The organism is Agaricicola taiwanensis (assembly GCF_014635245.1).
GTDB classification, from domain to species: Bacteria; Pseudomonadota; Alphaproteobacteria; order Rhizobiales; family Methylopilaceae; genus Agaricicola; species Agaricicola taiwanensis.
In genome coordinates this window covers 450,317-462,733 of sequence record NZ_BMCP01000002.1, presented here as the reverse complement: position 1 = coordinate 462,733, position 12,417 = coordinate 450,317, and the positions used below count along the sequence as shown (strand labels likewise).

Sequence of the window (12,417 nt, the reverse complement as noted above, 5' to 3'; positions counted from 1 at the left end):
CGGCTTTTTTTTGCGCTGGAGGTATCGCCTCAGGGCGTCACGGGAGAATTAAGTGAGATCCCGCCAATGCCGGCGGCGACGTTCAAGCCCGTCTGGGTTTGCGTGCTGATGGGCTGGAGGGCGATGGTGTTGCCCGACCCGCCGACCAATGCGTTGGCGCCGACCCCGACGCCGGCCGTTGCCTGGACCGAGGCGCCGACGTAGTTGCCTTCCAGCGATCCCGGCTGGAGGGCGTTCGATGGCGCGAACACGGCCCAGACGATCTGGGACTCTCCCGTCACGCCGATGTCGATGCCGACCTTCGTGACCTTGCCGGTGTAGATCTCGGTGACCTTGCCGTCCGCGGTCTGGAAACGGCACTCCGTGGACTTCTGCGAACCCAGGATGAGGCCGATGCCGCCTTCGACGCTGCAGTTCAGCACGCCCACTTCAACGCGCGTCTCCTGCGCGGCAGCCGGCGTGGCGATGAAGGCAAGGCCCGTCATCGTGGCTGCGGTAATTGCGGTGGTTTTCATGGCGAATCCTCTCTGACTGTAACCTCTTGTGACTGTGCACGAGAACGTTCAGGTCAAAGCGGATGTTCCTCATGCCGCCAAAAGGCCCCGGCTGAGGCTAAAAACAGACATGCCCGGCGTGAAGCCGGGCATGGTCGTCTCAACGAAGGTATCTATCAGCGCAGATTGGCGCAGAACCGCTGAATGCGCTGTCCCGCCTCCTCCAGCGCCTCTGTAGAGGCGGCATAGGAAATGCGGAAGTTGGGGCCAAGACCAAAGGCGGAGCCGTGAACGACGGCAACGCCCTCCTCCTGCAGAAGCTCGCCGACGAAATCCTCGTCGGTCTCGATCTTCTTGCCCGACGGCGCGGTCGCCCCGATCAGCTTTGCGCAGGACGGATAGACGTAGAAGGCGCCCTCCGGGGTCGGGCACTGCACGCCGTGCGCCTGGTTCAGCATGGACACGATCAGGTCACGGCGCCGTTCGAAGATCTGGCGACGCTCTTCCAGGAAGTCCTGCGGGCCGTCAAGCGCCTCCACCGATGCCCATTGAGCAATGGTGGACGCGCCGGAGGTCTGCTGCCCCTGCACCATATCCATGGCCTTGATGAGCTCGATCGGCCCGGCGGCATAACCGATGCGCCAGCCGGTCATGGCATAGGCCTTGGAGACGCCGTTCATGGTCAGCGTACGCTCATAAAGCCGGGGCTCCACCTGCGCGGGCGTGGCGAACTTCACGTCGCCATAGAGAAGGTGCTCGTACATGTCGTCGGTGAGCACCCACACATGCGGATGCCGCACCAGCACATCGGTCAGCTTCTTCAACTCATCCCACGTATAAGCGGCGCCGGACGGGTTGGACGGCGAATTGAAGAGGAACCACTTCGTCCTCGGCGTGATGGCTGCTTCCAGAGCCTCAGGCGTAAGCTTGAAGTTGTTCTCGATGGTGGCCTTGGCGAAAACTGGCGTGCCGCCGTTGAGAGCCACCATCTCAGGATAGCTTACCCAGTAGGGCGCCGGAACAATGACCTCATCACCTGGATTAAGAGTTGCCAGGAAGGCGTTGTAAAGAATCTGCTTTCCACCCGTCGCGACGATCGTCTGCGCCGGCGTGTAGTCCAAGCCGTTTTCCCGCTTGAACTTGCGGGCGATAGCCTCGCGCAGCGGCTGAATGCCGGATACGGGCGGATATTTGGTCTCGCCGCGCTTGATGGCCTCGATTGCCGCCTGCTTGATGTTCTCAGGAGTGTCGAAATCCGGCTCGCCGGCGCCGAGGCTGATGATATCGCGGCCTTGGGCCTTCAGGTCGCGAGCCTTCTGGGTGACGGCGATGGTTGCGGACGGCTTCACGCGCTTCAGCGTGTCTGCAAGGAATGCCATTTTAACGCGGCTCCAATGAACCAGTTGAAACAGGGGGCGAACGCGGCGAACCTATGCTCCTTTCCCGCGTGGCACGCAAGTGTCAAAAAGGCCACGAAACATATGTTTCAAGATGCCGTTTCGATGGATCGCTCAAGGACGAAATTGAGGCGTGTCTCGGTGAGGACACGATAGCCCTTTTCGTGCAGCAGCCTCATCAGATCGAGCTGCCAGCGCTCACGCGCACTTTCAACAATCAGCATCCGGGGCCAGAGGCTTTCCGGCGCCTCCTGAAAGAAGGGGGCGAGGATGATGTCTTCCGCGCCTTCCACATCGATTTTCAAGGCATCGATTTGCGACAGCCCCTCTTCCTGGGCGAAGGCCAGCAGCGTTTTCGCCGGCACCACCACAACGCCGTCGCTCTGCTGATCGGGCCGCACGAACTTAAGTCCGGTCTCGCCACGGTTGTGGTTGTCGACGAACAGGATCGCTTCGCCATCCTGATCGGCAATCGCACAGGCAACGGCCTTCACGCCGCTGCCCGGGTTCTGCCGGATGTTCTCGATCAGTCGATCGAAAATCTCCGGCTGCGGCTCGATGGCAAACACCTTGGCACCGCCGCGCGCCGCATTGGCGACAAAGAGGGAATAACCGCCGATGTTGGCACCAATGTCGACGAACACATAGGGCGCGCCGCTCGCCTGGATGTGACCGGCGATCAGACGGCGCTCGTCCGCATCGAAATACTGCGGCGTGAAGAGGATGCGCTTCTCGCAGACATTGTCGAAGGGATAGAGCCGGAACCGGGCGCCGAAACTTTCCACATCTACCGGAGCATCGAGACGTTTCAACGCGAAGTGACGCAGAAGGAAGGCGATGCGGCGGCCAAGCCAGCTATCCGGCATGGCTCTCGTCCAGCCGATCACACGCTGCAAGCCAGCTTTGGGCGCACGTGCTCCGAACGGCGGCGATTCGCTTGTCATGGTCATCGGTCAATCCAGCTTGTCATGCGATGGGGCGAGATAGCACCCGCCGGTGGCTGGGCCAAGGCCGCGCATGCCGAACAGATGTCTTCCTTGTTCACGCTGCCGCGTGGCATACATTAGCCTCGAGCGTGAGAAAGACGATGTGCCATGACCCTCTATGTTGACGCCGACACGGCCCCCAAGCGCAAGACGACCGGCCAGATCAAACTCTACGGTCCGGAAGGCTTCGAGGGGATGCGCAGAGCCGGCCAACTGACGGCGGAAGCGCTCGACCTGGTTGACGATTTCGTGAAACCGGGCGTGACCACGGAAGCCATCGATCGCCTTGTCTTCGCCTTTGCCCGCGACCGCGGCGCCATTCCAGCCACGCTTATGTACCGCGGCTACAGGCATTCGACCTGTACCTCGATCAATCACGTGGTCTGCCATGGCATTCCCAATGACAAGCCGCTGCGTGAAGGCGATATCATCAATGTCGACGTCACCCTGATCCTCGATGGCTGGTACGGCGATTCCAGCCGCACCTATGCCGTCGGCACGCTGCCCCGCCGCGCCGAGCGGCTTGTCGAAGTCACCTATGAAGCCATGATGCTCGGCATCAAGGCAGTCCGTCCTGGCGCCACCACGGGCGACATCGGTCACGCCATCCAGACCTATGCCGAAGCTGAGCGCTGCTCGGTCGTCCGCGATTTCTGCGGCCATGGGGTCGGGCGCCTCTTTCACGATGAGCCGAACATCCTGCACTACGGGCGGCCCGGAGAAGGCGCGGTGCTGAAGCCGGGCATGATCTTCACCATCGAACCCATGATCAATCTGGGGCGCCCGCATCTCAAGATCCTGTCGGATGGCTGGACCGCTGTCACCCGCGATCGCTCGCTCTCCGCGCAGTTTGAGCATGCGGTCGGCGTCACCGAGACGGGAGCGGAGATCTTCACCACATCTCCGCGCGGGCTTCACCTGCCCCGCTTCAGCCAGGCCGCCTGATGCCCAAATCGTCCGCGGCATCGGCGGACCGGCACGAGGAACCGCATTACCACGGTCATCGCGATCGGCTGCGCGCCCGTTTTCGCAGCAATGCGGACGGTTTGCCCGATTACGAACTTCTGGAACTGATTCTCTTTCGCGCCATCCCGCGGCGCGACGTGAAACCTCTCGCAAAGCAGCTTCTGGCCCGCTTCGGCTCCTTTGCGGAAGTACTCGCGGCGCCTCCCGAAAGGCTCATGGAGATCGGCGGCATCAAGGAGGCCGTCATCACCGAGCTCAAGATCGTAGAGGCGGCGGGCCGTCGTGTCCTTCGGGGTGCGGTGGAAAAGCGGATGGTGCTCTCGTCGTGGTCAGCCGTCATCGACTACGTGCGCTCGGCCATGGCCTTCGCCGATCGGGAGGAGTTCCGCATCATCTTCCTCGACAAGAAAAACGGCGTGCTGGCCGATGAGGTGCAGGGCCGCGGCACCATTGATCACACGCCGGTCTACCCTCGCGAAGTGATCAAGCGCGCGCTGGAGCTTTCCGCCTCCGCGCTTGTGCTCGTGCATAATCATCCTTCCGGCGACGTCAGCCCCAGCTCTGCCGATGTCGAGATGACACGAACAATCCAGGATGTGGCCAAGCCGCTTGGCATCGTCCTGCACGACCACATCATCGTCAGCCGGGAAGGTCATGCCAGCTTCCGCAGCCTCGGCCTGATCTAATTCATGAGGTGCATTCTTTCCCTGCAAGAAAAGATGCGTTGAGGCTCTTTCCTCTTTCAGGCAATGCCCGCTAGCATGGATCATCATCAATCAAAGGGGTGGCAATGGCGGCATTTGATGAAATGACCAATGCGGACGGCTCGATCCGTCCCGCCTATGCCCCTCTCGCCGAATGGCTGCGCACCGCCCCTCCCGATCTTCTCACCTACCGCCGTCAGGAAGCTGAACTCCTGTTCCGCCGCATCGGCGTGACCTTCGCCGTCTATGGCGAAAAGGAAGCGCAGGAGAGGATCATACCCTTCGACATCATTCCCCGGATCATGACGACCAAGGAGTGGCGCGGCCTGACGCAGGGGCTGGAGCAGCGCGTCAAGGCCCTCAACGCGTTCCTGAAAGACATCTACGGCAGGCAGGAGATCCTCAAAGCGGGGATCGTGCCGCCGGATCTGATCTATCTGAACCCCGCGTTCCGTCCGGAAATGGCGGGAAAGTCGGTGCCGCATGATCTTTACGTTCAGATCGCCGGCATCGACGTCGTTCGGGTGGATGCCGATACCTTCTACGTTCTGGAGGACAATGCCCGCACGCCATCCGGCGTTTCCTACATGATGGAGAACCGCGAGGTCATGATCCGGCTCTTCCCCGAGCTTTTCGGGCAGAACCGCGTGGCGCCGGTTGAGAATTACACGGACGAGCTCCTCGCCACACTCACCTCCATCGCCCCCAACAGTGCGTCTTCCGATCCGACCGTCGTTCTGATGACGCCCGGCCAGTTCAATTCCGCCTACTACGAACACTCTTTCCTGGCGGACAAGCTCGGCATCGAACTCGTGGAGGGATCCGATCTCTTCGTCAAGGACGAGGTTGTCTACATGCGGACGACCAAAGGGCCGCAACGCGTCGACGTCATTTACCGGCGCATCGACGATGAGTTTCTCGATCCGCTCGTCTTCCGCCCTGACTCTACGATCGGTGTCCCTGGCCTGATGTCAGCCTATCATGCCGGCAATGTGACGCTGGCGAATGCCGTGGGCACAGGCGTGGCCGACGACAAGGCGATCTACAGCTACATGCCTGACATCCTGCGCTTTTATCTCGGCGAGGAACCGATCCTGAAGAACGTGCCGACCTGGCGCTGCCGTGAGCCGGAGGCCCTGTCCTATGTTCTGGACCACCTGCCCGAACTGGTGGTGAAGGAGGTCCATGGCTCGGGTGGCTATGGGATGCTTGTGGGACCTCACGCGTCGAAGCAGGAGCTCGAGACCTTTCGAAAGAAGTTGCAGCAGGATCCGGAAGGTTTCATCGCCCAGCCGACGCTGGCACTGTCCACCTGTCCCACCTTTGTCGAGAGCGGCATCGCCCCTCGCCACGTCGACCTTCGCCCCTTTGTGCTCTGCGGCGCGGACGGCGTGCGTATCATTCCCGGAGGCCTGACGCGTGTTGCCTTGAAGGATGGTTCGCTGGTGGTGAACTCCAGCCAGGGTGGCGGCACCAAGGACACCTGGGTCATGGACGTATGATGGCAGGGACACGAGCATGCTGAGCCGCACCGCCGACAATCTCTACTGGATGTCCCGCTACGTGGAACGCGCGGAATCGCTCGCCCGTATCCTCGAGGCGACCCAGCGCCTTTCCGCCCTCCCCGTGGATTATGGCGGCAGTACAAACGAATGGGAGAGCGCCGTGGCAACGGCCGGCTGCACCGCCAGCTTCTACACCGTTCACGAGGAAGCCACTCAGGAAACCGTGATCGACTACCTGGTCTTTTCCGACCAGAATCCCTCCTCGATCCGCAATTGTTTCCGCCTCGCACGCTCCAACGGGCGCGCCGTCCGCACCGCACTCACCGGTGAGATGTGGGACGCGCTCAACGGCGCCTGGCTGGAGCTCAAGGACCTCGACAGCCGTGGCATCCTCAAGGGAGAGGAACTTGGCCGCTTCCTTGGCTGGGTGAAGTCCATGTCCCTGCGGGTCGATGGCTCGGCCTACCGGACCATGCTGCGCAACGACATCTACTGGTTCTCGCGGCTGGGTGTCTTTCTCGAACGCGCCGACAACACCGCCCGCATCCTGGACGTGAAATATCATGTCCTGCTTCCGGAAATCGAACGCGTCGGCGGCGGCCTCGACTATTATCAATGGTCGGCGGTGCTGCGCGCGGTCTCCGCCATGACGAGCTACCATTGGGTCTATCGCGATAGCCTGAAGCCATGGCTGGTCGCCGATCTTCTGATCCTCAACGCCCAAATGCCTCGCTCGCTGGCGGCGTGCTACGGCAATGTTGGGCTCTATCTTGATAACCTCGCCCGCGCCTATGGCATGCAAGGCCCATCGCAGAAGCTCGCCCGATCCATGCGCGCCAAGCTTGGCAACGCCAAGATCGACGACATCTTTCAAAGCGGACTGCATGAGTTCATCGTGGACTTCATCGGCACCAACAATCGCCTTGGTGCGGCCATTTCAGAACAATATCTGACCTGATGCGCATCTCGATCCGCCACGAAACCCGCTATCAGTACAGCGCCTCTCCGACGCGTGTGACGCAAATCCTCCGTCTGACGCCGCGTGATCATGACGGTCAGTACATCACCAGCTGGCGTGTGGAAGTGGATCGGCCGGTCAGGCTGTCACAGTCTGAAGATGCTTTTGGCAACATCACGCATACGTTCACGGCCGAGGGTGGAGAAAGCCTGACGATGCTCGCCGAGGGCGAAGTGCAAACACATGACGCCAACGGCATGGTGACAGGGACCTCGGAGAAGTTCGCACCAGAGCTTTACCTGCGGGAAACCCCGCTCACCAAGGCGGATTCCGCAATCACCTCCTTCGCGAAGGAAATCACGGAAGAGGCTCGCGGCGACAGGCTGAACCAGCTTCACGTGCTGCTCGCCGGCGTTCATCGCGGCATGATCTTCGATGCCCGCCCGACGGATACGACGACGACAGCCGCGGAGGCTTTCGCCATGCGGCGCGGCGTTTGCCAGGATCTGAGCCATGTCTTCATCGCAGCAGCACGCAGCATCGGCATTCCCGCTCGCTACGTCTCCGGCTACTTCCGGCGGATCGATGGCGTTGTGGATCAGGAAGCTGGCCATGCCTGGGTCGAGGCCTATGTTACAGGGCTCGGCTGGGTCGGTTTCGATCCCGCCAACGGCATTTCCGTCACCGATGCCCATGCCCGCGTCGCCATGGCGCTGGACTACCTGGGGGCAGCTCCAATCCGCGGCACGCGCTATGGCGGCGGTGAGGAAGTTCTCAACGTCTTTCTAAAGGTGCAAGCTTAGGTCCGCGTTGTCCTACGTCCCCACCCGCGTTAAGTAGCCACGAAGTCGTGGGGAAGAGCATGACGTATTGCGTCGGAATTCTTGTGCGTGACGGCCTCGTCATGGTTGCGGATACCCGCACCAATGCCGGTGTCGACAATATCGCGACCTTTCGCAAGCTTCACCACTTCCAGGGCCCGGATCGTTTCATCTCACTGGCAGCCTCGGGCAATCTGTCCATCACCCAGTCCGTTCTGACCCTGATTGTCGACGGTCTGGAGGATCCTGCGTCCGGCAGGAGCGAAACGATCTATAATCAGTCGTCTCTCTTCAAAGTGGCCCAATTGATCGGCCGTGCGGTGCGTGAAGTGTGGCGTGTCGACGGCCCAGGCCTTGAAGAACAAGGCGCCTTTTTCGACGTGCAGATGATGTTGGGTGGCCAGGTCGGAAACGGGCCCATGCGGCTGTTTCAGATCTATTCCGCCGGCAATTTCATCGAGGTTGCCCAGGAAACGATCTTCTTTCAGATCGGCGAACACAAATACGGCAAGCCGATACTCGACCGTGCCATGAATTTTGACACCGACCCGCTCGACGCCCTGAAAATCGCGCTGATCTCCATGGATTCGACCATGCGATCCAATCTGAGCGTGGGAATGCCGCTGGATATTCTCTTCCTCAGACGCGGCAGCATCGTGCCCGATATCAAATATCGGATCGATCCCGGCGAGCCTTACTTCCATGATCTCAGGGAAAGGTGGTCGGCGGCTTTGCGGGCAGCTCATATGGCCATTCCAAAGCCACCATACCGCGTGAACTAAGGGCCGCGGCAAAGGAGCCGCTACAGGGTCTCGATCAAGCCTTGGCCGCGATCGGACTGGCCGCCTCATCAAGGATTGGGCAGTCCGGCCGATCGTCGCCCTGGCAGCTGGCAAGGCGCATCAAGGCTTTGCGGATTTCCCGAAGTTCATGGATCCTGCGGTCGATTTCCTCCATGCGTATTTCGGTGAGGGTTCTGACCTCGTCGCTGCTGCGCTCCTTATCGTCATAGAGATCGAGAAGCTTCCGGCATTCTTCCAGTGAGAAGCCCAGTGAGCGGGCGCGGCTCAGGAAGCGCAGGCGGTTGATGTCACCTTCGTCATAAACCCTGTAGCCGTTGGCGGCACGAGGCGGACGAACAAGCCCCTCCGATTCATAGAAGCGAACCGCTTTCGGCGTCAGTCCGGCAGATTTGGCGGCCTCGGCAACATTCATGTTTCTCTCCCCACATGCTGATCGTTCTCGATCAGGTTCACGCTCTCCTCGCGCCGTGCGTTCCTCAGAACAGCAAATAAATCAGTATGATAATGGGAATAGGAATGCCGATCAGCCAGAGCAGGATGCCCTTCATGTCTGTAATCCTCCATGTCTGGGGGATGAACAACCGATGTGACACATCGGTTCCACCGCCCGTGAAGGTACATGACGAAGGAATCGGAGCTTGATTCGCTCTGGTCAGTGCAGGTGGAACTGGCGGCCAACCGTCCGCAGTTCGGCGGGCGCGATCAGTCCTGAATGGGATACCCTGACCATATGCAAGGGGCCTTCCAGGCGAAGGCGCCACCAGTCCAGGAACTTGATGAGCACAGGAAATTTCGGCGCAAGATCGTAGTCTTGCCAGATGTAGGTCTGCAGAAGAGCCGGATGATCCGGCAGGCGGTAGACGATTTCCGCCGTGGTCAGGCCGTAGCCTTGAAGCTGTTGTTCGAAATCACGTGATGCCATGTCAACGCCTCCATCACTTGCGAGCCGCTTCTGGAGTTTGACCGTCCCTGCATCGAGTGCAACGCACAGACGTAAATAACAGATAAAAATCAAAATATTAGCAGCAATATCGGGGGAGTGCTTACAGCTCGGTCAAGGACGAAAGAGCGGCTTGAGTATCGACATCCAAGAAAATGGCGTCATCCTCGGTTTCGAGTTCGGCCACCGCGTCACCGTGCCGTCCCAGAACGCCCCGGCCGCCGACGTCGCCGGAGAGCGCTTTGAGTTCGTCGAACAAACTGCGTGCGAATAGCACGGGATTGCCACGCCGAGCGTCACGTACGGGGACGACCGCTTCGATGCCGTCTTGCGGCTGATAGGCCTCCACCAGCTGATTGATCAGCCGCGGCGACACGCGCGGCATGTCGCCCAACATCACGATGGCGCCATCGCAGTGAGCCGGCACAGCGGCAATACCGGAGCGAAGCGAAGACGAAAGGCCTTCCGCAAAATCGGCGTTGTGCACGAACCTGACGTCCAGGCCTGCAAGCGCCTCCCTCACGAGGTCGGCCTTGTGGCCGGTGACGACGATCACGGGGGATGCTCGGGACGAAATAGCACTCTCGACGGCTAAGCGGATCATCGGATGGCCGTCGATCCTGGCCACCATCTTGCTCAAGTGGTCGCCACCCATGCGTGAACCTCTTCCCGCGGCAAGCACAAGGGCTGCGATCTGCGGAACGCGGACGGTCTCTCCCAGCCGCGGCTGGGGGCGCATGGTTGTCTCCACCAAAAGTCCGCCAACGCCCATCTGCGTGATGTCTCGGGGCTTGACCGGAACACCGGCCAACAGACGATAAAGCACCCAGTCGAAGCCATTTTCCTTCGGGCTTCGGGCGCAGCCTGGGGCGCCGATCACCGAAACGTCGCCAATCGCACCAAGCGCCAAGAGATTTCCCGGATCGACAGGCATGCCGAGGTGGGAGACAAACCCGCCCGCCTTCTCGATGGCCGACGGGATGACGTCTCGGCGATCGGTAATGGCCGAGCCTCCGAATATGACGACGAGATCATTGCGCGAAACCATGGCGGACAGCGCATCCCCCACGACCACCGCATCATGGGGCAGGCGCAATTCCTCATGGACAGCCGCGCCGACAGGCGCGAGGCGCCTCTCAAACACCCGCAGCGTCTTTTCGATCACCTTCGCCTGCAAGCCGGGCGTGATGGTCGAGATGACGCCGACCCGGCCCACCCGCCACGGCGCGATTCTGAGAACGGGTGAGGAACGAAGAGCCGCCGTCTCGGCCGAACGAACCACATCCTCTGCAACGGCGAAGGGGATGATCTTTACCGTTGCAACCATATCGCCAGCCGACACCAGCCGGAATGGAGGCAGAGTGGCGAGCGTCACCGCCTCGTCGATTTCATTGATTGCGTCGATGGAGGCGCGCTCCACAAGCAGGAGGCCATCATGCGCCGCGAACAAATTGCAACGACCTGTGAACGGCCGCTCCGTCACGGTGCCCTCCCCGCCGACCGCCCGTGCGATCCGTTGGGCGGCCTCATCCTCCATGATTTCACTCGCCTCCAGCCGCGCGACAACGAGTTCCGTTTCGCCGGCCGCGCGCAGGGCGGCGACATGGTCGTCGCTCACCACGGCGCCCTTCTTCAGGACCACACCATTCTGCCGCACGCTATGGGCGGCGATACAGCCAACCGCTTCCTCGATGGGCACAGGGCCGAACTTCAAAGGTCTTCGCCTTTGCGAAGAACCTGGGTGATCTCAGCAAGGATCGACACAGCGATTTCCTCCGGACTGATGGCACCGATGGCAAGGCCGATCGGAGCGCGGATCCTGGAAAGAATGTCTGCCGGAATTCCTTGTTCCGCAAGGCGTTCAAGCCGCCTTGCATGGGTCTTTCGGGAACCGAGCGCGCCGACATAGAAACATCCGGCGGTTAGCGCCGCCGTCAAAGCCGGATCATCGATACGTGGATCATGCGTCAAGGCCGCCACGGCAGTGAAGCGGTCAAGCCCAATGTCGGGCAGCGCATCCTCCGGCCACTGCGCACGCAGAACGACGGTAGGAAAGCGCTCGGGCGAGGCAAAGGCTGTTCGGGGATCGATGATGGTGATGTCATATCCAAGCCTCTCGCCCATGGCAGCCAGCGCCTGTGCGATATGCACCGCACCGATGATGACGAGCCTGGGCGAAGGCACGTGAACGTCGATGAAATATTCGCCGCCTTCATGCGCCACGATTCTGCTGCGGCCTGCACGGAACGCTCTGGAGAGGTCCTCCGCCAGTGGATCGCCCGTCACCGCGTCAGCCAGCACCAGTCGCTGTCCCTCGCCGGTGAGAGGGGTCACCACAGCGACGGCCGAGCGCTTTTCCCGCTCACGGTTGAGTGCTGAAAGAATGTCGAGCCGCATGTCAGACCAGAGGCTCGACGAGGATGCGGATGCGGCCGCCGCAGGATAAGCCAACACGCCAGGCGGTCTCGTCGGCCACACCGAACTCAAGCACGCGTGACTGACCGGTCCTGATGACGTCGAGCGCCTCGGTGACGACCTCGCCTTCGACACATCCCCCGGAGACGGAACCCTCAAACCGTCCATCGCCATTGATGACGAAGTGGCTTCCCACAGGACGCGGCGCCGAGCCCCAGGTGTCGATTACCGTGGCCACGGCGACGTCATTGCCGGCGCGCCGCCAATGTTCGGCAAGTTTCAGGATGTCCATGAGCCGTGCACCTTTTCGCCCCGCCTTCAAAGATCGTCGCCAGCCACATCAGGGTCAAGTGAGCCCTATGATAAACCGGAGCAGGTCTTGTCCATCCATCGCCAACACTGATGATTGTATCACTTTGGGTGATTGT

General features: G+C 61.0%; 14 protein-coding genes. 6 read left to right on the top strand and 8 right to left on the bottom strand.

Features of this window, described 5'->3' with window-relative positions:
- Nucleotides 1-29 precede the first annotated feature (29 nt).
- From IEV58_RS09640 to IEV58_RS09630, 3 genes are all read right to left on the bottom strand, one after another.
- Entirely contained in the window at nt 30-515 is a 486-nt protein-coding gene (locus IEV58_RS09640) for a DUF992 domain-containing protein (protein WP_188409519.1), read from the bottom strand.
- 155 nt (nt 516-670) lie between these two features.
- Nucleotides 671-1,873 (bottom strand): pyridoxal phosphate-dependent aminotransferase, encoded by a 1,203-nt coding sequence (locus IEV58_RS09635; protein WP_188409518.1) that lies wholly within the window; start codon nt 1,871-1,873, stop codon nt 671-673.
- 107 nt (nt 1,874-1,980) lie between these two features.
- Nucleotides 1,981-2,841, bottom strand: a complete 861-nt coding sequence (locus IEV58_RS09630) for an FkbM family methyltransferase (RefSeq protein ID WP_188409517.1) — start codon at nt 2,839-2,841, stop codon at nt 1,981-1,983.
- A 144-nt stretch (nt 2,842-2,985) separates the two neighbouring features.
- Here IEV58_RS09630 and map point away from each other — a divergent pair, with 144 nt between their 5' ends.
- The 6 genes from map to IEV58_RS09600 all read left to right on the top strand — a co-directional run bounded on the left by map (nt 2,986) and on the right by IEV58_RS09600 (nt 8,613).
- Nucleotides 2,986-3,822, top strand: a complete 837-nt coding sequence (gene map / locus IEV58_RS09625; RefSeq protein ID WP_188409516.1) for a type I methionyl aminopeptidase — start codon at nt 2,986-2,988, stop codon at nt 3,820-3,822.
- Nucleotides 3,822-4,529 (top strand): RadC family protein, encoded by a 708-nt coding sequence (radC, locus tag IEV58_RS09620; protein ID WP_188409515.1) that lies wholly within the window; start codon nt 3,822-3,824, stop codon nt 4,527-4,529. The genes map and radC overlap by 1 nt, the downstream gene beginning before the upstream one ends.
- A gap of 104 nt (nt 4,530-4,633) precedes the next feature.
- Nucleotides 4,634-6,049, top strand: a complete 1,416-nt coding sequence (locus IEV58_RS09615) for a circularly permuted type 2 ATP-grasp protein (RefSeq protein WP_188409514.1) — start codon at nt 4,634-4,636, stop codon at nt 6,047-6,049.
- A gap of 16 nt (nt 6,050-6,065) precedes the next feature.
- Nucleotides 6,066-7,010 (top strand): alpha-E domain-containing protein, encoded by a 945-nt coding sequence (locus tag IEV58_RS09610; RefSeq protein ID WP_188409513.1) that lies wholly within the window; start codon nt 6,066-6,068, stop codon nt 7,008-7,010.
- Nucleotides 7,010-7,813 carry a transglutaminase family protein gene (locus tag IEV58_RS09605; protein ID WP_188409512.1) on the top strand — a complete coding sequence of 268 codons (804 nt, stop codon included), beginning with the start codon at nt 7,010-7,012 and terminating at the stop codon, nt 7,811-7,813. The genes IEV58_RS09610 and IEV58_RS09605 overlap by 1 nt, the downstream gene beginning before the upstream one ends.
- Before the next feature lie 59 nt (nt 7,814-7,872).
- Nucleotides 7,873-8,613, top strand: coding sequence for a proteasome-type protease (locus tag IEV58_RS09600; RefSeq protein WP_188409511.1), 741 nt, complete (start codon nt 7,873-7,875; stop codon nt 8,611-8,613).
- 34 nt (nt 8,614-8,647) lie between these two features.
- Here the strand turns inward: IEV58_RS09600 and cueR are convergent, their stop codons facing one another.
- The 5 genes from cueR to IEV58_RS09575 all read right to left on the bottom strand — a co-directional run bounded on the left by cueR (nt 8,648) and on the right by IEV58_RS09575 (nt 12,281).
- Nucleotides 8,648-9,046, bottom strand: a complete 399-nt coding sequence (gene cueR, locus IEV58_RS09595) for a Cu(I)-responsive transcriptional regulator (protein WP_188409510.1) — start codon at nt 9,044-9,046, stop codon at nt 8,648-8,650.
- 240 nt (nt 9,047-9,286) lie between these two features.
- Entirely contained in the window at nt 9,287-9,556 is a 270-nt protein-coding gene (locus IEV58_RS09590) for an usg protein (RefSeq protein ID WP_188409509.1), read from the bottom strand.
- Nucleotides 9,557-9,677: 121 nt separating this feature from the next.
- Nucleotides 9,678-11,288: an NTP transferase domain-containing protein gene (locus IEV58_RS09585; protein ID WP_188409508.1), complete on the bottom strand. Its 1,611-nt coding sequence runs from the start codon at nt 11,286-11,288 to the stop codon at nt 9,678-9,680.
- Complete coding sequence (locus IEV58_RS09580; RefSeq protein WP_229729327.1) at nt 11,285-12,028, bottom strand: XdhC family protein; 744 nt, start codon at nt 12,026-12,028, stop codon at nt 11,285-11,287. The genes IEV58_RS09585 and IEV58_RS09580 overlap by 4 nt, the downstream gene beginning before the upstream one ends.
- A complete protein-coding gene (locus IEV58_RS09575; protein WP_188409506.1) occupies nt 11,973-12,281 on the bottom strand; it encodes an XdhC family protein in 309 nt (102 codons plus the stop codon). The genes IEV58_RS09580 and IEV58_RS09575 overlap by 56 nt, the downstream gene beginning before the upstream one ends.
- Nucleotides 12,282-12,417 lie beyond the last annotated feature (136 nt).

What these genes read in the sequence shown, in the direction of transcription:
- IEV58_RS09610 (WP_188409513.1), top strand. Translation starts at nt 6,066, where the DNA reads ATGCTGAGCCGCACCGCCGACAATCTCTACTGGATGTCCCGCTACGTG.
- cueR (WP_188409510.1), bottom strand. Translation starts at nt 9,046, where the DNA reads ATGAATGTTGCCGAGGCCGCCAAATCTGCCGGACTGACGCCGAAAGCG.
- IEV58_RS09600 (WP_188409511.1), top strand. Translation starts at nt 7,873, where the DNA reads ATGACGTATTGCGTCGGAATTCTTGTGCGTGACGGCCTCGTCATGGTT.
- IEV58_RS09640 (WP_188409519.1), bottom strand. Translation starts at nt 515, where the DNA reads ATGAAAACCACCGCAATTACCGCAGCCACGATGACGGGCCTTGCCTTC.
- map (WP_188409516.1), top strand. Translation starts at nt 2,986, where the DNA reads ATGACCCTCTATGTTGACGCCGACACGGCCCCCAAGCGCAAGACGACC.
- IEV58_RS09605 (WP_188409512.1), top strand. Translation starts at nt 7,010, where the DNA reads ATGCGCATCTCGATCCGCCACGAAACCCGCTATCAGTACAGCGCCTCT.
- radC (WP_188409515.1), top strand. Translation starts at nt 3,822, where the DNA reads ATGCCCAAATCGTCCGCGGCATCGGCGGACCGGCACGAGGAACCGCAT.
- IEV58_RS09575 (WP_188409506.1), bottom strand. Translation starts at nt 12,281, where the DNA reads ATGGACATCCTGAAACTTGCCGAACATTGGCGGCGCGCCGGCAATGAC.
- IEV58_RS09615 (WP_188409514.1), top strand. Translation starts at nt 4,634, where the DNA reads ATGGCGGCATTTGATGAAATGACCAATGCGGACGGCTCGATCCGTCCC.
- IEV58_RS09590 (WP_188409509.1), bottom strand. Translation starts at nt 9,556, where the DNA reads ATGGCATCACGTGATTTCGAACAACAGCTTCAAGGCTACGGCCTGACC.
- IEV58_RS09630 (WP_188409517.1), bottom strand. Translation starts at nt 2,841, where the DNA reads ATGACCATGACAAGCGAATCGCCGCCGTTCGGAGCACGTGCGCCCAAA.
- IEV58_RS09635 (WP_188409518.1), bottom strand. Translation starts at nt 1,873, where the DNA reads ATGGCATTCCTTGCAGACACGCTGAAGCGCGTGAAGCCGTCCGCAACC.